This window comes from Iningainema tapete BLCC-T55, from assembly GCF_014698965.1.
GTDB classification, from domain to species: Bacteria; Cyanobacteriota; Cyanobacteriia; order Cyanobacteriales; family Nostocaceae; genus Iningainema; species Iningainema tapete.
Window position 1 is genome coordinate 1 of the sequence record NZ_JACXAE010000098.1, and the last position, 20,750, is coordinate 20,750.

General features: G+C 41.8%; 19 protein-coding genes, 1 tRNA gene and 2 pseudogenes. 6 read left to right on the forward strand and 16 right to left on the reverse strand.

The genetic code is table 11. The annotated features are described in order from the left end of the window. The first annotated feature begins 102 nt into the window (after positions 1–102). The 4 genes from ICL16_RS31920 to ICL16_RS31935 all read left to right on the forward strand — a co-directional run bounded on the left by ICL16_RS31920 (position 103) and on the right by ICL16_RS31935 (position 5,430). Positions 103–804 carry a DUF433 domain-containing protein gene (locus ICL16_RS31920; RefSeq protein WP_190835615.1) on the forward strand — a complete coding sequence of 234 codons (702 nt, stop codon included), beginning with the start codon at positions 103–105 and terminating at the stop codon, positions 802–804. Then, positions 801–1,196, forward strand: a complete 396-nt coding sequence (locus tag ICL16_RS31925) for a PIN-like domain-containing protein (RefSeq protein WP_190835616.1) — start codon at positions 801–803, stop codon at positions 1,194–1,196. The genes ICL16_RS31920 and ICL16_RS31925 overlap by 4 nt, the downstream gene beginning before the upstream one ends. Positions 1,197–1,309: 113 nt before the next feature. Further along, positions 1,310–2,506, forward strand: coding sequence for a caspase family protein (locus ICL16_RS31930; protein WP_190835617.1), 1,197 nt, complete (start codon positions 1,310–1,312; stop codon positions 2,504–2,506). A 77-nt stretch (positions 2,507–2,583) separates the two neighbouring features. Next, complete coding sequence (locus ICL16_RS31935; protein WP_190835618.1) at positions 2,584–5,430, forward strand: CHAT domain-containing tetratricopeptide repeat protein; 2,847 nt, start codon at positions 2,584–2,586, stop codon at positions 5,428–5,430. A 63-nt stretch (positions 5,431–5,493) separates the two neighbouring features. On the opposite strand, the gene ICL16_RS46255 is transcribed toward ICL16_RS31935, so the two are convergent. The 5 genes from ICL16_RS46255 to ICL16_RS31955 form a co-directional block, all read right to left on the reverse strand. After that, the gene (locus tag ICL16_RS46255; protein ID WP_337907166.1) at positions 5,494–5,673 is read right to left on the reverse strand and encodes a DUF5615 family PIN-like protein; all 180 of its coding nucleotides are present in this window, start codon (positions 5,671–5,673) and stop codon (positions 5,494–5,496) included. Positions 5,674–5,680: 7 nt separating this feature from the next. Beyond that, positions 5,681–5,827, reverse strand: coding sequence for a DUF5615 family PIN-like protein (locus ICL16_RS46260; protein ID WP_238361045.1), 147 nt, complete (start codon positions 5,825–5,827; stop codon positions 5,681–5,683). Next, entirely contained in the window at positions 5,824–6,054 is a 231-nt protein-coding gene (locus ICL16_RS31945; protein WP_190835619.1) for a DUF433 domain-containing protein, read from the reverse strand. Before ICL16_RS31945 ends, ICL16_RS46260 begins: the two co-directional genes overlap by 4 nt. A gap of 98 nt (positions 6,055–6,152) precedes the next feature. Next, positions 6,153–6,226: transfer RNA gene (locus ICL16_RS31950), tRNA-Val, on the reverse strand. A 145-nt stretch (positions 6,227–6,371) separates the two neighbouring features. Beyond that, a complete protein-coding gene (locus ICL16_RS31955; RefSeq protein ID WP_190835620.1) occupies positions 6,372–7,457 on the reverse strand; it encodes a hypothetical protein in 1,086 nt (361 codons plus the stop codon). 166 nt (positions 7,458–7,623) lie between these two features. Between ICL16_RS31955 and ICL16_RS31960 the strand changes: the two genes are divergently transcribed. Beyond that, a complete protein-coding gene (locus ICL16_RS31960) occupies positions 7,624–8,409 on the forward strand; it encodes an SDR family NAD(P)-dependent oxidoreductase (RefSeq protein WP_190835621.1) in 786 nt (261 codons plus the stop codon). 83 nt (positions 8,410–8,492) lie between these two features. Here ICL16_RS31960 and ICL16_RS47470 read toward each other — a convergent pair. The 10 genes and pseudogenes from ICL16_RS47470 to ICL16_RS32010 all read right to left on the reverse strand — a co-directional run. Next, positions 8,493–8,669: pseudogene (locus ICL16_RS47470) on the reverse strand (type II toxin-antitoxin system RelE/ParE family toxin); the annotation flags it as partial. Between the two features lie 122 nt (positions 8,670–8,791). Next, positions 8,792–9,058, reverse strand: a complete 267-nt coding sequence (locus ICL16_RS31970; RefSeq protein ID WP_190835622.1) for a ribbon-helix-helix domain-containing protein — start codon at positions 9,056–9,058, stop codon at positions 8,792–8,794. A 15-nt stretch (positions 9,059–9,073) separates the two neighbouring features. Continuing rightward, complete coding sequence (locus ICL16_RS31975) at positions 9,074–9,853, reverse strand: photosystem II electron transport protein, Sll1252 family (RefSeq protein ID WP_190835623.1); 780 nt, start codon at positions 9,851–9,853, stop codon at positions 9,074–9,076. Positions 9,854–9,892: 39 nt separating this feature from the next. Next, positions 9,893–10,402, reverse strand: a complete 510-nt coding sequence (locus ICL16_RS31980; protein WP_190835624.1) for a hypothetical protein — start codon at positions 10,400–10,402, stop codon at positions 9,893–9,895. 60 nt (positions 10,403–10,462) lie between these two features. Next, the gene (locus ICL16_RS31985) at positions 10,463–10,840 is read right to left on the reverse strand and encodes a hypothetical protein (protein ID WP_190835625.1); all 378 of its coding nucleotides are present in this window, start codon (positions 10,838–10,840) and stop codon (positions 10,463–10,465) included. A 112-nt stretch (positions 10,841–10,952) separates the two neighbouring features. Beyond that, a complete protein-coding gene (locus ICL16_RS31990; protein WP_190835626.1) occupies positions 10,953–12,710 on the reverse strand; it encodes a TolC family protein in 1,758 nt (585 codons plus the stop codon). Between the two features lie 72 nt (positions 12,711–12,782). Next, the gene (gene kaiC / locus ICL16_RS31995; RefSeq protein ID WP_190835627.1) at positions 12,783–14,345 is read right to left on the reverse strand and encodes a circadian clock protein KaiC; all 1,563 of its coding nucleotides are present in this window, start codon (positions 14,343–14,345) and stop codon (positions 12,783–12,785) included. Positions 14,346–14,390: 45 nt separating this feature from the next. Continuing rightward, a complete protein-coding gene (gene kaiB, locus ICL16_RS32000) occupies positions 14,391–14,705 on the reverse strand; it encodes a circadian clock protein KaiB (RefSeq protein ID WP_190835628.1) in 315 nt (104 codons plus the stop codon). Positions 14,706–14,740: 35 nt separating this feature from the next. Beyond that, positions 14,741–15,049, reverse strand: a pseudogene (locus ICL16_RS32005) (circadian clock protein KaiA); the annotation flags it as partial. Between the two features lie 361 nt (positions 15,050–15,410). Continuing rightward, on the reverse strand, positions 15,411–15,560 hold the full coding sequence (locus tag ICL16_RS32010; protein WP_190835630.1) for a hypothetical protein: 150 nt from the start codon (positions 15,558–15,560) through the stop codon (positions 15,411–15,413). 40 nt (positions 15,561–15,600) lie between these two features. Between ICL16_RS32010 and ICL16_RS32015 the strand changes: the two genes are divergently transcribed. Continuing rightward, positions 15,601–18,873: an ATP-binding protein gene (locus ICL16_RS32015; protein ID WP_190835631.1), complete on the forward strand. Its 3,273-nt coding sequence runs from the start codon at positions 15,601–15,603 to the stop codon at positions 18,871–18,873. Here ICL16_RS32015 and ICL16_RS32020 read toward each other — a convergent pair. Next, positions 18,851–20,695: an ArnT family glycosyltransferase gene (locus ICL16_RS32020; protein ID WP_190835632.1), complete on the reverse strand. Its 1,845-nt coding sequence runs from the start codon at positions 20,693–20,695 to the stop codon at positions 18,851–18,853. The genes ICL16_RS32015 and ICL16_RS32020 overlap by 23 nt on opposite strands. Between the last annotated feature and the right edge of the window lie 55 nt (positions 20,696–20,750).

Below are 20,750 nucleotides of genomic sequence, written 5' to 3' on the forward strand. Positions count from 1 at the left end.
AATTTTATCTATAACTCTTGCTTGAATATTTTACTAATCCTCCTATGGCTTTTTATTGAGTTTTTCAGCAAGCCCTAATTAGTATTTTTCGGAGACTAGCTGTTGAGCGACCTCTATCAAGGTAAAGACCCTCGCAATATTGGTATTTATAGCGCGACGGATGCGGTACACTATTTGCGTGTACCTTACTCGACGGTGCGTTCTTGGGTATTTGGCGCTAGATATAAAACGAAAGCTGGTTCAAAACGCTTCGAGCCAGTTATTAAAATTCCCAAGTCTGATGAGCGATTATTATCTTTTACTAATTTGATTGAGATACACGTCCTTAATGCGATACGTCGCTATCATCATATATCTTTGGAAAAAGTAAGACTTGGGGTTGCACATCTTCAAGACTCCTATGGGATGGAGCATCCACTTGCTTATAAAAAGCTTTATACAGATGGGATTGATTTATTCATCGAGCATTTGGGGTGTTTAGTGAATGCTTCACGGCATGGACAATTAGCGATACCAGAAATTGTTAAAGTTTATCTGCAGCGAATTGAGTGGGATGAAGCAGATTTGCCAGCAAAGCTTTATCCATTCACTCGAACAAGAGAAACTGAATTGCCAAAGTTGATTGTGATAAATCCGTTGGTATCTTTTGGGCAACCTATTTTAGAGGGAACAGGAGTACCAACAAGTATTTTGGCTCAAAGGTATGCTGCTGGAGAATCAATTAATGATTTAGCAGAAGATTATGATTGCGATCGCCTCAAAGTAGAAGAAGCTATCAGGTATGAACTAGCATTGGCAGCATGAGAGAAGAGGTTGAAATTGTTTTTTTTATTGACCGATCTTTAGGAAAAACTCATGTTGTAAATGCTCTGAGGAATATAGGAGAATTAGTGGAAATTCACGACGACCATTTTAATCAAGCAACGGCTGATACGGATTGGTTGCCAATAGTAGCGTCAAAGGGTTGGGTGATTTTGACTGCTGATAAAAAAATTGCTCATCGTCGTTTAGAACTTATGGCTGTTCAGGAATCGGGTGCGCGTATGTTTGTGTTGGTGTCAGGAAACTTGTCTGGGATCGAGATGGCAGAAATATTTGTTCAAGCTGTACCAGTAATGAAACGCTTCATGGCAAAGACTCCAGCACCTTTTATCGCTAAGGTACACAAGAATGCTAGTGTGAAGACTTGGAAGTAAATTTGCCTTCTGCCTTTGGAAAGATTTACGTTACAAATTCTGTTACAAATAACTAACTTGAGCAGTCAGCGTTTTAAAGTAATAACACTTATGTATTATTACGTAGAGTGGTTATGCGCTTTATTTCTCGCCGTAGATTTTTCCAATTTGCCGGCTCTACTTTAGCAACCTTAGGGTTTAGCCAGTCTAACTTTCTACAAAAAGCTGAAAACTACGGAAAAGTTCTAGCAAAAAGCACTTCCCGCAAAGTTGCCTTACTTGTCGGTATAAATGACTATAAATCTCAGCCTTTGCGGGGATGTCTCAGTGATGTGGAGTTGCAGCGCCATCTCCTACAGTATCGCTTTGGTTTTAACAAAGAAGATATTCACACTCTTACGAACGAACAAGCAACTCGTGAAAATATATTACAAGCTTTTGATGAGTATTTAATTAAACAAGCCAAGCCTGATGATGTGGTGGTGTTTCACTACTCAGGACATGGTTCGCGTATTGTCGATCCCGATCCGATTTTTGTGAGTTTTCTTGACAACACAGGCTTAAACGGGACTTTAGTACCCATTGATGCTTTGCTACCGCCAGGATATCCCCAACAAGGTGGACAGGTAAAGGACATTATGGGACACACATTGTTTCTGTTAATGGCATCTGTAAAAAGTGAAAATTTCACCGCCGTTTTAGATAGCTGTTTTTCTGGTGGTGCAACCAGAGATTTTCGCGTTCGTTCTCGTGATGGCGGTAGGAATATCCAGATTGTACCAGCAGAAAAAGCATACCAAGAAAATTTGTTAGCCAAACTCAACCTCAAACGCCAAGATTTTGTTAAAGCGTATCGTAAAGGAGTTGCCAAAGGAGTTGTTCTGGCTGCAACAGATCCTCATCAAGAGGCAGCAGATGCACAACTTAATGGTTTCTATGCAGGTGCTTTTACATACTCATTAACTCAGCATCTTTGGCAGCAAACCAGCACGCCAGAAACTGCTATTTCCTATGTTAGGCAAGTGATACCTGAGAAATATAACCAAACACCCATATTTGAAGCGAAAGCGAGCAGTGGGTATGAAAAACAACCAATCTATTTCATCAATAATCCATTTGTGGGCGCGAATGCAGTAGTTACCGCAGTTACAGGAAATCAAGCAACACTGTGGTTTGGGGGAGTAGATGTCGGAAATGTTGAGACTGGCATGGTGTTTACTGTGGTGAATGGCTCAGGCAAGGTAATATACCAAAGTCGTCAAGGGTTAGAGGGAAAAGGAATAGTACAGGGAGTTGTGAAGCAAGGAGCGCTGTTGCGAATGGTTGGGTGAAATTGCATATCCTCTCCCGCCTCAGAAATATAGCAATAGTAGAGACTCGACAAACCGCCGCACAATACAAATGTAGTATGAAGAATCAAAATAAATCGTTGGTTGTAGTCACATCCAGGACGCGATCGCTTTTATCTTTGTGTTTGCGCTTCCCCGTGTCTGCCTTATTCATCAGTATTTTCTTGCTGTCATCAGTAGTTGCCATACCGGGGCGTATGGGGAGCAGCGTTGCCCAGCAGCCAACAGTGATGCAGCAAGAAGAAACTCGCGCTGCGGCGAAAAGATTATTACAGCAAGGAGCTCAACTATATAAACAAGGCACAGCACAATCAAAAGGACAAGCGCTTATAAAATTCGAGGAAGCACTGAAGCTATTTTATCTACTGGATGACAAGGGAGGGGAAGCGCTTACTATTTTGGGTATTGGCAGAGTCTACTCAGATTTAGGAGAAAAGCAAAAAGCCCTCTCATACTACAACCAAGCCCTGCCCTTGATGCGTGCAGTGGGCTACAAAGCAGGCGAAGCTATAACCCTTAGCAACATTGGCATAATTTACTCCGATTTAGGAGAAAAGCAAAAAGCCCTCTCATACTACAACCAATCCCTGTCCTTAAGCCGTGAAGTGGGCGATAAAGCACATGAAGCTGGAACCCTCAACAATATTGGCGCTGTCTACTCAGATTTAGGAGAAAAGCAAAAAGCCCTCTCATACTACAACCAATCCCTGCCCTTGTTGCAGAAGGCGGGCAACAAAGCACTTGAAGCTACAACCCTCAACAACATTGGCTTAGTCTACGACAATTTAGGAGAAAAACAAAAAGCCCTCTCATACTACAATCAATCCCTGCCCTTGAGCCGCGAGGTGAGGGACAAAGCAGGTGAAGCTACTACACTCAACAACATTGGCTTAGTCTACGACAATTTAGGAGAAAAGCAAACAGCGCTCTTCTACTACAACCAAGCCCTACCCTTGAGTCGTGCGGTGGACGATAAAACAGTCGAAGCTACTACACTCACCAATATTGGCTTAGTCTACGACAATTTAGGAGAAAAGCAAACAGCGTCCTACTACAATCAATCCCTGCCCTTGAAACGTGCGGTGGGCGACAAAACAGGCGAAGCTAGAAACCTCAACAATATTGGCTCAGTCTACTACGATTTAGGAGAGAAGCAAAAAGCACTGACATACTTCAACCAAGCCCTGCCCTTGTTACGGGAGGTTGAGGACAAAGCACTTGAAGCTACAACCCTCGGAAATATTGCCTTCCTCGAACGCAGCAGAGGCAATCTCAACGCAGCTGTAACTCCAATCAAAGAAGCCATCAATATCATTGAAGACTTACGCACCAAAGTTATCAATCAAGAACTGCGTACCTCTTACTTTGCCTCTAAACAGGGTATTTATAAATTCTACATCGACCTGTTGATGCAACTGCACAAAAAAGACCCATCCAAAGGATACAACGCTCTTGCACTGCACATCAGCGAACGCGCACGGGGGCGAAATCTCTTAGAACTGCTTGCTGAAGCTAATGTTGACATTCGTCAAGGTGTAGATCCTAAGTTAGTCGCACAAGAACGCAGCTTGCAACAACAACTAAACGCCGCAGAATTGCAAAAATCTAAATTGCTTCAAGGTCAGTATACAAATAAACAATTAGATAATATCAAACAACTTATTGAATCTCTTGACTCTCAGCTTGACGACGTACAAGCACAAATTCGCGTCAAAAGTCCTGAATATGCAACTTTAACTCAAGGCAATCAATTTGATAAACTTGTACTCACTCTGCCACAAATTCAACAACAAGTACTCGATGACAATACCCTGCTTTTAGAATATTCTCTTGGCAAGGAACGCAGTTATCTTTGGTTAGTCAGCAAGACAGGTATTACCACTTACGAACTTCCCAAAGGCGCTGATATTCAAGCTGCGGCACAGGCTTTTAACAAAGAACTGTTAGACAAAAAAGATTCTGCGGCTATCCCAGAAACAGGAATCAAATTAAGTCAAATGATCCTCGCACCCGTCGCTAGTCAACTAAAGCAAAAACGCTTGCTGGTTGTTGGAGACGGCGCTTTGCAAACGATTCCTTTTACAGTATTGCCCATACCTGGAAGCAGTCAAACGCCTACTCCTTTGCTGGTACAAAACGAAATTGTGACTCTACCTTCTGCCTCTAGCATTGGAGTATTGCGAAATAAATTTAAACAACGCAAAAAACTTCCTCCCAAAACGATCGCAGTCCTTGCCGATCCCGTCTTTAGTTCCGACGATCCGCGTCTGACAAATATTTCACAGTCACGCAATGCTCAATCGAGAGATTCTAATGACGAATGTCTCAACTTGGGTCGTCTTCAATATACCGAAAACGAAGCCAATTATATTCTTTCCCTTGAGCCGAATTCCACAAAGAAATTTTCTGCCTTGGGTTTTGGCGCATCTGTTAACACCGCCGTCAAACCAGATTTATCGCAATATCAAATAGTTCATTTTGCCACTCACGGTTGCATCTCCCAAAACAATCCGCAATCATCAAAATTAGTCCTTTCCCAGTTCGATGACAAAGGCGGCAACATTGACGGCGACTTGAATCTCAACAAAATTTACAACCTCAAATTACCAGTTGAACTCGTTACCCTCAGCGCCTGCAAAACCGGATTGGGTAAAAATGTCCAAGGAGAAGGCTTGGTAGGCTTGACAAGAGGCTTCATGTATGCTGGTGCAAAGCGTGTAGTGGTGAGTTTATGGAGTGTGAATGATTTGACAACAGCTTCTTTGATGCAACAATTTTACCAAAAGATGCTGCATCAAAATCAAAATCCGGTGGCGGCAATGCGAACAGCACAGTTAGAAATGTGGAAATCTGGGAAAGCACCTTATTACTGGGCGGCGTTTACTATCCAAGGTGAATGGCAATGAAGTTAATGCGATCGCCAACGCATTCGCTACGCTTTATTTGGACTAGAACTTACAGCCACGACTTTAGTAGAGTTCTAGACTGTGTAAACTGGGATTACTCAAAAGTTCTTGAATTGCCTCTGCACCAGAACGAAGTATAGTTTCAACTTGCTTGGTTGGTGCATTCCCACATCGTAGCCATACTACTTTAGGTGGCGAACCGTACAAACGGCTTCTCTCTGCAAAGTCTACGTCTTGAGTCACAATACAATCATTCGTTGATTTGAGCAAATTCCCATATTTCAGTATCAGTCTTTTCTTCTAGTCCATGAAACTGCACATGGCTAGAATCGGGAAAAATATCTGCTAACCGATTCACTAGTCTACGACTCAAATTTTGGTCAAAAAGTAACTTCAAATAGCACCTGCCGAAGCAACTAAGCGATGTTCGCGATCTGCAGCAAATTCTAAACAAGCCCTTATGTCTTCTTCTGTTAATTCCGGAAAGTCTTCTAAAATCTCATTGTGAGACATGCCTGCTGCTAGCCAGCCCAAAACATCATATACAGTGATTCGCATCCGTCGAATGCATGGCTTACCGCCTCTTTTACCTGGTTCGATTGTGATAATATTTCGATAACTCATGCTGATGAAAACTTGCCTAAACGTCTCGTAATTTCTTATTAGTTTAATTGATTTGTCTGCAACCGCTCAAAATCTTTGAGAGACTCTGCTTGTTGTAATGGACGTAACTGGATTCGAACCAGTGACCTCTACGATGTCAACGTAGCGCTCTAACCAACTGAGCTATACGTCCGAAGCTATACAAAGGTAGCACATATTTTTGTAAAATGGCAACTACCTTGTGAAATTAATTTGCTAGCGTGTTTGCCAAAGGCAGTTGCCCTAAAGTGGCGATTGCGCGAAGCGCAGTGGGCTAAAGCCCAATCGCTCACCCAATACTACTTCAACCTTTTTTGTGCCGACAAAAGTAGTTGTTGTGCTTCTGCGTAAGCTGTTGTACCTGGTTTGACGGTTTTGAGTTGATTGATAATCCCTATTAACTGACCATTGTACTGGCTGGGTTCGGAGGGAGGAGAAGCAACAAATCTTTGAATTAGCGCATTTGCTTGTCTAAGAGCTTGTTGTGACTCACTTTCTGCTAATTTTCGAGTTTGCACAATCCCTAAGTTGCTTTGGTATTTTGCCAGTAAAGTTTGCGCTTCTAGATAATTCGGCTCTTCTACTTTAATATTTTGCAATCTATCTATTGCTTGTGACCAAAATTTTTCGATTTGTTCCCACTCTGAAGCTGTATGGGGTGGATTTTGTGATGCTTGAGCAGCTTGAAGAGCAAATACCTTTGCCGCTTCAATCACAATATTACTATGGTTACTATCCACAACGCTACCGGAAATCTTTTCAAAATCGCGTTTGTACGCGGCGAGTTTAGTTTGTGCTGATTTTCCTGCTAGGGTTTGTTCGGAAATTTGCTCTAAAGTATCAATTGCTGCTTGGATGGAGGCGATCGCTTGCTCTTTCTCTTTCGTACTGGTAGCTTGTTCATATTGTTGCTTTGCTGCCAAAAGTGCCTTTTCTCCTTGATTAAGTGAGGTTAAAGCATTCTTGTCTTGGAACACAATAGCATCCAGCCGCGCCACCAGCCGACGAGCTGCTTCAAATTCATCTGCGGTAAACTTCCAAGTGCAACCACGTAGATTGCAGTAAGCTTCAGGATAGTATCCCAAAAACCAAACTGGCAAATTATCTAGGTGTTTTTGTGCTTCCTTAACTTTATCGCCACCCCGCTCAATATCCGAAGAACTAGTAGCTTTATTAACCAACTGATCCGCTTGCTCAAGGGAATTAATTGCTCCTCGATAGTGATAATCCATACTAATGAAGCTTGGTAAAAGTAGGATTGGTGCTGTTTTGGCAACACTCCAGCGAATCATCGGGTAAGGTAAATTCACCACCCAAATCACTCCAGCAGCACTTGTCAAAAGTATAGCCGCCCATTTAATTGCTCTGTAATTAAGAAAGTACATAATAAGAATATGTATATTATAATTTCAGTATTCCCGTCTTTGAGTAAAAAATTGCATATTTAGAGACGCTCCGGCGGAGCGTCTCTACGACTCTGGGCGGGTAAAACGTTAAGCAACAATTGCTAGTATCAACAGAAGGGTTTAACAAATTGTCTTAGTAAATAGAATGTCAACTGCTTTAATTACAGGTGCTTCTAGTGGTATTGGTAAAGCCTTTGCGCTAGAATTAGCGGCACGCAATACAAATCTTGTTTTAGTCTCTCGTGCAGAAGAAAAACTCCACCAACTAGCTAAACAACTACAAGAAAAATACAAAATTCAAGTAGACGTGATAGCTAAAGATCTCACAGAAGCAGGTGCTGCTGGGGAAGTTTTTGATGCTACCCAAGAAAAGGGATTAACGATTGATTTGTTAATTAATAATGCTGGTTTTGCTGAATATGGTGATTTTGCCAAAGCCGATGGAGAACGGCAAATCAAGATTGTGCAATTAAACATTCTGGCATTGGTGGATTTAACTCACAAATTTTTGCAAGAAATGCGGCAACGCGGTGAGGGGAGCATTATTAACGTATCTTCCCTCACAGCATTTCAACCGATGCCTTATATTTCTGTTTATGGTGCTAGCAAAGCGTTTATTGTTAATTTTAGTCAAGCACTATGGGCAGAAAATCGTCACTATGGTATTCGTGTGCTAGTCACTTGTCCAGGACCTGTGGAAACAAACTTTTTTACAGAAGCTCATTTCCCCCCAGCCTTGGCAGCTAAAACAAATAAAATATCTACTTGTGAGCAAGTGGTGCGCGAAACTTTGAAAGCTTTGGCTCGGGGAGATTCTATTGTTGTCATTGGCGGTATTACCACTCACCTGATCACTAAATTATCTCCTTTCGTTCCGCGCCAAACTTTGCTGTATTTTTTGGAAAAACAGTTTAAAGTAAAAACAATTTAGGGTGTAGAAACGTTCCGGCGGAACGTCTGTACAAGAGTCGTAGAGACGTTCCGGCGGAACGTCTCTACAGGTGGCGTACAGTATCATGACTGATCTTCAAAAATAGATGGTAAATCTCGGCGAGCGTTAATCACTCGGAGAATTTCAACGCCATCGTCCAAAATTCTGTAAAAAATAATATACCCATCCAACGGTATACCGCGTAGGTAGGGACGGATTTCTGCATAGCTCCTACCGATTTTAGGAAAATTTATTAATTGTTCGCAGCTACGATCAAATTAGCGGAAAAATTGTTCTCCTGCTTCGACATTATTATTCGTAAAGTAGTCAGAAATTTCCTTGAGATCTTGAGTTGCAAGAATGTTAATAGAATAACGGCGATTCATTCAGACGCCTCACGCACTTGTTGGAAGTGTTTAAGAATTTGGTTAACGAAAGTTTTTCCGTCAATGGGTGGAGTATGTTCGCTGATGGCAACCGCAGCGTCTATTTTTTCCCGTACAGAGTTTATCCAATCAGCATCGGCTTGCTCATATTCATCAAGTAGCCGGAAAGCAAGTTCTAGCACTTCTTCGGCATTGTGATATTTGCCTGAAAGCAGCTTGGCTTGGATGAATTTTTCTTGCTGTGGTGTAAGTGTGATGCTCATCTCGACTATTCTCCCTTACATATACCTAGTCAACTGCACTCTGTAACGATCTTTTTTGGTGACGGCGATTTCCCCAACTTCTAAACGTCCTTTACCGCGAATGGCGATTAAGTCACCTGTTTTCACTTGATGACTAGCTTGGGTGATATCCTTCCAGTTAACACGAACATCACTACCGTCAATTAACTCTACCATTTTGCTACGGGACATGCCAAAACCAGCTGATGCGATCGCATCTAGCCGTAAAGAAGCTTCGACGGTGGTTAACTCTTTTTTCTTCGGTTCGCGTACCTTTAACTCGCTCAAATCTATGCGCTGAGTTTTCACTGGTACTGAGCGCACTTGCTGGAGATTCATTTCTAAAAATTCTGCTAACTCAGGTACGACAATTACCTGCGCCCCCCTTTCTCCCAGTACAATAATATCCCCTGTTTTTTCGCGCACAATTCCGGTTCCTAGCATTGCGCCTAAAAAGTCGCGATGAGTTGCGGTATCAAACAAGAAGTTTCCGGCGATATCTAACAGGGTGACAGCTACTTGAGATGTATCTAGTTCCATTTCTGAACGAGCGATCGCAATTCTTTGCCTTTCCGCTTGCGGATATCCACCCCACGCCACCAACTGCACGTCTGAGAGACGGTTAAATACCTGCTGAGTTTCCACCAACTCTGGTGGAGACAGAAAATCTGTCAAAACAACTTCCCAAGTTTTGATTGCTTGCTCAGCAAAGTCTATGACACGAGCTATACTATCTCGATTTTCTACACCTTTTAAAAGTTCTTCCCGTGGTAACATTCTCTAAGTTTATAAGTTAAGCTTATGTTAGTAGTAGAACTACGAACTAAATTTATTATCACTGTAAGCTTGAATATCTTCTGGTTCCAACTTCCGCAAAACGCGGGTGGCACTACGGATGAGAGTTTCAGCACCTTGGACTACAATCAGATATTTGCCAGCATTCAAGCGGTTACGATAGGGTAAAGCGTCACCACTACCTACCACTAAACCGACTCCACCACCAGCAAATATACTGCCCATTGCGCCGCCGATCGCACCTAGTAGTCCGCCAATAATGTGGTTGCCAATTTCACCCGCCCAAGCAAAGGTTTCCAAACCAGTAATGATGTTGAAAGTGAACCCTGCAAAAAAGCCAAATGGTACAAGCCAAACAGCCATGAGCTGAGCTTGCTTCTTTGCTTGCTCATTGGGGTCAATCAAACCAAACTCGTCAGCAGTTTTGTAGCCTTTACCCAAAATCGTACCTTTGATGCCCTCTTGCTCTAAGGCTAGGTATGCAGCTTCTGCTTGGATGCGGTCTGGTAGTATAGCAAAAAGATAACTCATTGATTTAACAATTGTAATAAAAATTTAGCTTATTAACCGAGTATCGTCGTGATTAACTTCTTATTTTAGCGTATCCAAAGGTTCACAAAAACTGTTAACGCCTTGCTTCAAGACATATATGACAACTGGTGTTGCTAACATCTCAGGAAAAGTTGTGATTGTTTTTAAATGTTTAATCATTTCCTCAAGGTTGCCATGAAGTAAGTCATCTCTAAATCCTTGTTGACAGATTACAGCACGCCACTGTCTAGCCAAAGCATCTAACCACTCTGAGTTTGCTCTTTCTGGTTGTTGTCCAGATCGAATAGCTAAACTCATCGCTGCATCTTCTAAATCTCCCTCACAGTCCTCAATCAAATCCAAAGCTTCCATTGCTGCGGAATCTTCTGCTAATTGAGAGCGAAACTGTGCAATTTCTTTCGATGTAACTTTAGTCATATTTAGTGAGACACGGAGGCTGTTGATGAAACGGCACGGAGAGACAAATTCAAACGTGTAGAGACGTTCCATGGAACGTCTCTACAAAATTTTGTTATGGTAGTTAGTTAGTTTAGCGCAAAAATGCTCTTGAGGTAACAGATCTTTGTAAACTAGCCAAAGCGCGGTTGTAATCCAGAATAGCGCTGACTCGACGACCTTCAGCTTGGGTAAGTCTGTTTTCTGCGTCAATTACATCAGTTTGAGTACCTACACCAGCTTGAAAACGTAAACGCGCTAGACGTAAAGACTCCCTTGCCTGATCAAGAGCGGCAGTGGCGGTTTGAATATTCTCTAAATTTGATTGCAGGTTAGAATAAGCCTGCTCTACTTGAAAGCGGATTTGGTTGCGAGTCTCAGCAAATTGAGTTTCAGCAATCCGAATATCAGCTCTGCGCTGGTTTGCACTTGCTCTTGCTGCCCCTCCGTCAAATAAAGTTAGGTTTGCTCTAACTCCTAGTGAATAATTATCAATAATGCTGCCGCTATCATCAAAAGTATCTTGCAAGCTGTAGCCAGCAACCAAACTAATTTGCGGACCAAGCTGAGCAAGAGCCAGCCTCCGCCGTTGCTCGTTGATATTGCGATTTGCTAACTGCTGTTGTAGTTCAGGACGGTTTTGGAATGCTAGTACAATGCTGTTTTCTAATGTTTGGTTCCAAAGACCAGCTAATTGCACAGGATCTGCCGCACTAATATCAACTGACTGGGACAATGAGAGCGAAGTTACTAATCGGCGACGGGTAATTCGCTGCTGGGAGATAGCATTAGTCAGGTTTTGTTGAGCGTCTGCTAAATTCACTTGAGATTGCAGCACAGCGAATCGCGTACCAACACCAGCTCGTTCAAGAGCTTGTGCATCCCGCAAACTAGCCTGAGCGTTTCTCACTGCTGCCTCGTTAATGCGTACTTGCTCATCTGCTTGTTGCAAGTCGTAGTATTGCGTTGTAACATTTAGGCGGATTTCTTCAGATTGACGCTCTACATCTAATTCAGATGAGCGTACTTGTTCCTCATTCGCTCTAATGTTCGCGTTTCGTTGCCCAGAAGTATAAATTTGATAATTTATTTGGGCGCTAGCATTGAAACCTGTGGAGGAAGATCGGAATGTGGGATCGAGTGGATTACTACCTGGCAGTATCTGATCGGAAAAACCAGGACCACTACGAGTTAAATCACTACTAAGATTAGCACTAGGCAACAAAGAAGCTTGAGCTTCTCGCAAAGCAAAGCGGTTACGTTCTAAAGTCAGTAATGCTACCTGTAATTCCCGGTTATTTCGCCGTGCTAGCTCTAACGCTTGTGCCAAAGTAATTGGCTGAGTTCCTTGAACCGTAACTTCATCTGGTTTAGTCGGAAACTGTAGGGGATTTGGGTTGGGGTTGAGGTAACTCGGAGGTTGATCATTCTTTGTCGGTACAGCATTATTGATTGGGGCATTGGGCTTTGGGGAGCCTGTTTGCGCTACCCGCTTCTTCCCGGAGTTGGGGAGAGGAGTTGGGGGGATAGATTGAAATTCTCCTCTACTCCCCTGCACCCCTGTAGCCGTGAATTCCTGCACAGTAGCTCCCCCACTACCAACGGGATTCACATTTGTAATAACGCTAATAGGGGTAAATATAGCGGGAAAACTATCGATATAGGGAGTAAGCTGTTGTGGATTGACTTTTTTTACTGCCGAATTTAGATCGTAAATTGCACTCAAACCTTGAGGAGAGGCAAAATACCTTACCTCATTTACTTTCGCGGTATCAGCCAGACTGGGTTGAGTGGTCAGTACCGCTAGTGTCACACTAGGTAATAAACTTTGGAATAGTTGCTGTCCTTTCACCGCATCTCCTCACAAGAAATTCAGGCGGCTCCAAACCGTTTTGTCACCACAGAATATAGCATGATGCCAACTTTAGGTATCTGAACTCGAATTGTCTTGAAAGCTCTTAACAATTCGAGACAGTTCCGCCTTTTCATCGATACTAACGCGGGTAGGTGCTCCACTGACAATCCGTTCATAGTTGCGGAAAGAATCTTTAATTTCCGGACCGTCGGCAGTAATATTGTACTCACGAATACCTTTATCATGCCAAGAACCCCGCATTTTGAAGACATTGATTGCTCGCGCCATTTCGCCCCGAATTTCTACATACTGTAGCATCAGAATGGTGTCAGTAATGGTGGAAATATGGGAGTCAGTAATTGAATGGGAACCCATAAACTGATCTGTTGTGTTGGTAAAAAAGCCTGTAATCTCCTCTTGCTTTGCATAACCTGTCACACCAATGACAAACTGCCTAAAAGCATTATTGCTTACTCCTCGTGCTAGGGCGGAAAGCGAATCAATGGCAATCCGAGATGGTTTAAACTCAGTAATTTCTGTTTTAATAATTTGCAAATGGTCTTCTAAGCCAGTAGATTCGGGATAGGTACAAATTATTTTCAGTAATCCTTGACGTTCTAATTCATCAAAACTTATTCCCCACGAAGACGCATTACGAGACAGTTGGGCGCGTGATTCTTCATAAGCAAATAATATCGCTCTTTCACCATTAACGCAGCCTGTTTGCAAAAACTTACTTACTAACAAGGTTTTACCAGTTCCTGTCGCTCCTGTCGCCAAGATAATAGAATCTTTAAAGAAACCACCACCACACATTTCATCTAAGGTTTTGACTCCCGAAGATACGCGCACGTTAGAAGAGCGTTGAGTTAACCGCATTGCGCCCAATGGGAATATGTTAATTCCTTCATTAGTCATTGTAAAAGGATACTCTCCTTTCATATGAGTTGTGCCGCGTAATTTGAGAATTTCTGCTGTACGACGACGACGTTCTCCTTCTAAAACATTGCGGACGATGACAACATTATCAGATACAAACTCTTCTACACCAAAACAGGCAACAGAACCGTATTCTTCAGTACGTTCTGCGGTAATGATAGTGGTGACATTTAATTGTTTGAGCCGCGCTACTAGCCGAAAAATCTCTCGGCGTACAACTCCCACCGCTTCGTACTGCTGGAAGACGGCTGTAATTGAGTCAATGGAAACTCTTTTTGCCTTGTATTTACGAATGGCATATTGTAAGCGCTCAATTAGTGCGGAAAGATCGAAGTTACCAACAATATCTTGTCCTTCAGGATCGGGGGAAGCATCAAGAATAAATAACTTTCCTTCATCAATTAACCTCTGTAAATCCCAATTAAAACTATAAGCATTTTTGATAATATCAGTGGGAGATTCTTCAAAGGTGACAAACACCCCTGGCTCATTAAAATAGGTAATACCTTTATAAAGAAATTGCAGCGAAAATAATGTTTTGCCTGTTCCTGAAGTGCCACTGACGAGTGTAGTTCTACCCATAGGTAATCCGCCATGACTAATATCGTCAAAGCCTTCGATCATTGTGCGAATTTTTTCTATACCTCCAATTAATGGTTTGTTATTTTGATTTAATTGTTTTTTTCCACTCATTTTTCGACACTTACTATTGGGATTAAACCCAGTTATATTAATGTTTTACTCTTGCGCGTCTTCTTCACTCAGTTCGTCATACAACAAATCTAATCCAATCAATACTCTTTCTCGATCAGAAAGATCGCCAATAATTTTACGCACTGGTGGTGGCAGTATCTTAGATAATGTAGGTGTAGCTAAGATTTTATCTTCTTCCGCTAGTTGCGGACTTTTGAGTACGTCGATTACTTTTAAAGCATATACCCCTTGAAACTCTTGCTCAAGAATATCTTTGAGTGTTTTTAATGCTCGTACTGAGTTGGTTGTATTTCCTGCTACATACAGTTTGAGAATATAGGTCTTTTTTACATTACTCATATGGACTAGAAGTTAATATATCCAATAAATGTACCTTATTTGGGTAACGAACACCGATATAATTCGCATAAATGAGCTAGTATATCAATTAGTGTCAACCGATAATCTAGTAATGATTCTTCACTTCTTCCTTCCAATTTTAGCTGTTGGGAAAATTCATCAATCAGCTCCATATGAATTTCGATAATTTGCGGTACAGGAATATTAGCGGAAAATACTGTGTTGATAAATTTATCAATTTTATCTTTTAACTTTGCGTCTGTGGTAAAGTAATTTATAAGAATTTGTCTATAGTCTAATTTAAGTTGCTTTAAAAATGCCTGTTGTTCGGCTTTGGTCATTGGGAGAAAAAACTGCTAGTGATCGGCATCAGAACAATAAAATTACTTAGATCTACGTAGGCGGATGGCAGCAGTACCATTATTGCTATGGAGACTGCTATCACCATAGTTACTTTTGATTGGTAAAGTGAGGCTAACCAAAAGATTTATCCTCTTAAGTTTACAAACTTTTGCCGCTATTGAGCGGAATTAAGATAGGTTTTGACATCACTTACTACAAAAGAGCTAATGAGTGTATCTCTCTTTAGGTAGAGAGTCATTGCGGACGTTAGCTAAAATACTTAAGAAAAGCTAAACTATGGTCGCAATGTAAATCATTATAATTCCTAAAGGTTATTTGCGAATCTTTGGAGCCATAATTGTTTTAGTTATTGCTCGTGCTAACTAATTTCAACACCAAAGAGTTGAACTCGTCAAAATAATCACCTGCCGCAGCGTCTTCTGGGAAAAACGTTGCTTTGTCGTCATATATAGCGCTAAACAAATGGCGCTGGTTAGTAATACCTCCAAGCACAAGCCTCCGCGTGAAGATAGACCATCGCAGCCTTATGTTAATGCTAAAGTACCCGCTTTACGACTTTATTACAACAGTACCCAGTTGTGTAGAAACGACTCCTGTGAGTGTTGTAATGGAGATTTTTGCCCAACAGCAGTGCGCCCACCTAGTAGTCTTAGACGAACAGCAATATCCTCTAGGGTTACTGACTTGTACCAGTTTGCTACCATTATTGGCGGCAGATGGTCAGAAGTCTTTGGATCAACAACCACTGAAGAAGTTAGCAACTTCAATTCAACCAATACAGCCATTACCCCATTCTTATAGTGTAGAGGAATTCGGTTTATTTTTGCGATCGCAACACAACCAAACAAATCTTAACCTAAATTGGGCATTAATTGACGCGGGTGGTAAATACCAAGGACTGGTTGATAGTTTACGCCTGTGGCAGTTTTGGATGAAGCACCGCCACGAATTAAGCGGTGAATACACAACCTCAAGTAAAGCGGTGAAGCATGTTGAGCGGCACAAAACAGCAAAAACGCCAAAGCCAGTAGAAATTAAGCCATCGCTAAACAAACCGTTAGTACAACTACTAGAACGACTACCGTGGCCTTTAATGTTACAAACAAGTACTGGTGAAATAGTAACGCAAAATCCAGCTTGGTGGCAGCAATTAGGAGCATTAAAAGATCCAGAAGGGGTGAGACAACAGGTTTCGGCAATACTAACAACTGCCCCGACACAAAAAACACCACCCACAATAGCAGCCAAGACTCAACCTAGTGGTAAAGGAAAAGAGTACAACGGCTTTGAACATCAGTCGCTAATTGCCATTCCCGAAAAACATTTGCAGCCAGAGCAAACAAAAACATCAAGTCAATGCTTTGTAGATGGTATAGGCACTTGTACCTGTGTTGTCGAAGTACAAAATGGTCAAGAGCGAGTATGGCAATTTGTTAAAATCCCCTTAGATAGTCCTGAGTTAAAAATCCTCAATCCTGAGTTTTCTGTTCATGTCGGCAAGCGTAACACGACAAAAGAGGAAAAACGTACCGATAACTTATGGCTAATGTTAGCTACTGACGTGACAGAACAACAGCAGCTATACAAAGAACTAGCAGCAAAAAATGCGGATTTAATTCAACTAAATCGTTTAAAAGACGAATTTTTAGCTTGTATTAGTCATGAATTAAAAACTCCCTTAACAGCTGTTTTAGGTTTATCGCGGTTATTAGTCGATCAACAATTGGGAGAATTAAACGAGCGTCAAGCCCGATATGCAGGACTAATTCACCAAAGTGGACGCCATTTGATGAGCGTAGTCAATGACATTTTAGACTTGACACGCATGGAAACAGGACAAATGGAACTGACGCTTTCTAAAGCAAAAATTCGCTCCGTATGCGATCGCGCTTTATCAGAAGCAAAAGCAATCAGAACTCAAAGCAGTAAATCAACTTTAACAGATCAAACACCAGAACATCAATTTACCCTTTCCATTGAACCAGGTTTAAACGAGATTGTTGCCGATGAAATGCGCCTGCGTCAGATGTTAGTACATCTACTTTCCAATGCTTTTAAATTTACCGAAACAGGTGGTGAAATTGGGCTTTCAGTAAGTCGATGGGAAGGCTGGATTACCTTTACAATTTGGGATACAGGCATTGGTATTCCCGAACACCAACAACATTTAATCTTCCAAAAATTTCAACAACTGGAAAATCCACTCACACGCCAGTTTGAAGGAACTGGTTTGGGGCTAGTTTTAACTAGAGCCTTAGCCCGCCTCCACGGTGGAGATGTCAGCTTCTTATCGAAAGAAGGAAAAGGTAGCCAGTTTACCCTTTTGTTACCACCTAGTCCCCCAAATAATCGAGTGAGGGAGAAAGGGAGTAGGGGAGTAGGGGAGAAAGGGAGTAGGGGAGAAAGGGAGAAAGTTAGTAGGGGAGTAAAGCAGACTGCGCCAATTTCCACTTTACAAACTCACCACAACAGCTTAGTGTTAGTTGTCGAGACGGTGGGCAGATACATTGAAGATTTGACTGAGCAGCTAACAGCTTTAGGATACCGCGTGGTAATTGCCCGCTCAGGATGTGAAGCGGTAGAAAAAGCTCGTCGTTTGCAACCAAAAGCTATCTTCCTCAATCCGCTACTACCATTATTATCTGGTTGGGATGTGCTGACTTTAATTAAATCAGATGTGGCTACTCGTCACATTCCTGTATTAATGACAGCCACAGGAGCAGAAAAAGAACAAGCATTTGCTCACCGAGCCGATGGTTTCTTGCGCTTACCAATACAACATCAGGTGTTGGCAACGCTGTTAGAAAGTTTTTTTGCCACACCAACGCAATCGCCGCAAAAATTAGAAAGTGATAGTATCCCGACAAAAAACCCACTCCGAATTCTCAGGTTAGTTAATTCAGAATGGGAATCATCCAATGGAAACTTATCACTTCCAGAACATCGTGTTATCGAAGTAGATGACTTAGAGCAAGCAGAACTGATGGCGCGAGTTTGGCAGTTCGATATACTTTTACTAGATGCAGAAATGCCAGCAGCAGAAACTTATCTGCAAAAACTCACTCAGTATTCGCGAATAGCCGCTTTACCACTTGTCACCTGTAGTGTAGCAACTACACAAGCAGCCTCTCAAGTACCTGGGCTTTCTGTGTTTCCTTGCTTAGCACCACTTAGTACAGATAAAAATAGTCGAACAGATGCTTTACTGTCAGTATTACAAATTGCCGCAGGTGTGTGCTGCCCACCCAACATACTAGTCGTAGATTTTTCCATACTACCAGATTTACCAACAGCACCACAGCAACAAAGAGGTTATCGATCGCACTCCTTACCAACTGATGTTACTCCCCAAGGATTACAACCTCTTACCATATCTCGTGGTTCCAAATGGTTCCAAGCTTTAATCCAGTACCTGCAAACTGCTGGTTTTAAAGCGGCAATGAGTAAATCGTGGGCAGAACTTTTACAACAAATTCGCCACCAAAGCGTTGACTTACTGCTAATTAACTTAGAAAAATCTGCCCTTCACGAAGAGGTGCTAGCAGCACTAAGTACATTAAAGCAGTTACCTCTCAATCTACCACCTATATTAGCACTCGTTTCCGTTGGCGATCAAGATATAGAAGCCTGCCCAGTCCAAATTCTCAACCAATTTGATCAGCACAATTGTGTGCCAACAGAAATTCCTGATGCTGAAATAGAATTGATTGAAACTGTTTTAGGTGGAATTGCCACTAAAATTTTACCTCGTTCGCTGTCTGTAGAAGAATTATTAAATCAGATTAATCTGATGTTGAGGACGTAGAGACGCCCCGGTGGGGCGTCTGTACAAGATTAAAATTTTTCGCTATATTATTCAACGGAATACGAATAAGTTGATAAGCACCTCTCGTCGCCAAATTATTGTAATCAGTAGATTTTAAGCCCATTTCAACTAATTTTTTTGGCTGAGTCAGAATTAGCAGCGATCTTGGTGGTAATTTTTGTGTAGATTCGTCCTTGATATACTTTGCTGCATCCTGAGTCAAGCGAATAAAGTTTACCGGACGCTGTGTATAAAATACCACACTAGGTTTTTTAAACCCAACCATCACCAATTCTTCATTTGGTAGTTGTACTTGTATAGCGATCGCCGATAATTCTCGCAAAGGTAGTTGACGTTCATTATCCATTATAAATAAAGCTGGTGTAAGCACAAAAACTAAAAAAGCGGCGAATGCCAGTAAATTTACTAAAATAAGATTGTGCCAACGGCGACGAACTAATAAAGCGGCAACGACAACAGCACAAAATAACCAAATTGCGCCACCTACCATCAATAAACCCGATTGTTGAAGAGAAGAACGAAAGTTAGGTGCAGCAGGATCGTTACCTATTAACTTAGGTAGAGAATACATTGCTACTGCCAGAGTTGATAAAAATGCTACATTGAACCAACCACTCCAGAGAAGAGGGGAGAGGGGGAGTTTGTGAGTTTGTGAGTTTGTGAGAGTATCGTTCCATAGCAAAGCGACTAAAATAGCAGCGGCGGGCATTAAAGGCAAAACGTAGCTAGGAAGTTTAGTAACAGCAACAGTGAAAAAGCAAAAGACAACAGCAAACCATACAAAAGCAAACAAACCAAGTTGACGAGAACGTTCTTGAGATTGCCAGAACTTTGGTTGCCAGAACTTGATTCGAGCTATCGCCAAAGGTAAATACACCGAGTAAGGCGCAAAACCGATTAACACTACTAAAAAGTAAAAATACCAAGGAGCCGAGTGGCGATTGACTACATTTGTAAAACGTTCCAGATTGTGGTAGCCAAAAAAGGAGTTAATAAAATTCCAACCATTGCGCCAAGTCACTAGTAGATACCAAGGCATTGATAAACCTGAGATAATGAGTATGCCCAATAGGGGGCGCATCTCCCGTAACACTTCTTTAACCTTAGACAGGTAAAGCAAAAATGTGCCGACAATTAGCCCAGGTAAAACAATTCCCACTGGTCCTTTTGTTAAAATAGCGCCAGCAACAAGTACATAAAAAGCCAAATACCACTTATTAGGAATTGCCAATTGCGAATTCCCTTGCCCCTCAGTTGCATATCCCAAAAAAAAGCATAATAATGCTGATGCTATGCACCCAGTGAGCAGCATATCTGAGACACCGACTCTACCCCAGACAATCATTTCCGCATTTAATCCCATCATAGCTGCAGCGATTGAAGCTGTTAACCAGCGTTGTTGGGGTTGTGAATTTTCTACATCTCTAGCCAAATGCCACTGTACAGCGTAAAAAGCCAAACTAATTAGTCCAACCGCTGCCAATGCAGAAGGAAGACGTACCGCCCACTCATTTACTCCCAGAATAGAATAAGCGATCGCCTGACACCAATAAATTAAAGCTGGTTTATCGAAACGTGTCTCGTTATTAAAAAAAGGTGTAATCCAATCACCTGTTTTGAACATTTGCCGGGAAGCCTCAGCAAATAGTGGTTCTGTCTCATCAATTAAACCAATACTGCCCAAATGCCATCCATAACCCAACCAACCAATGAAAATCAACCATAAAATCGATACAGTCACAAACAGGGTAGGACGCTTTGGGATATTATCAAACCACTTGTCAAAAGCGCGATTTGTCATTAGCCTTTAAACTTTTGCCTTTAATAAAGATGACTTTGACTCAGCTTTTGGGTTC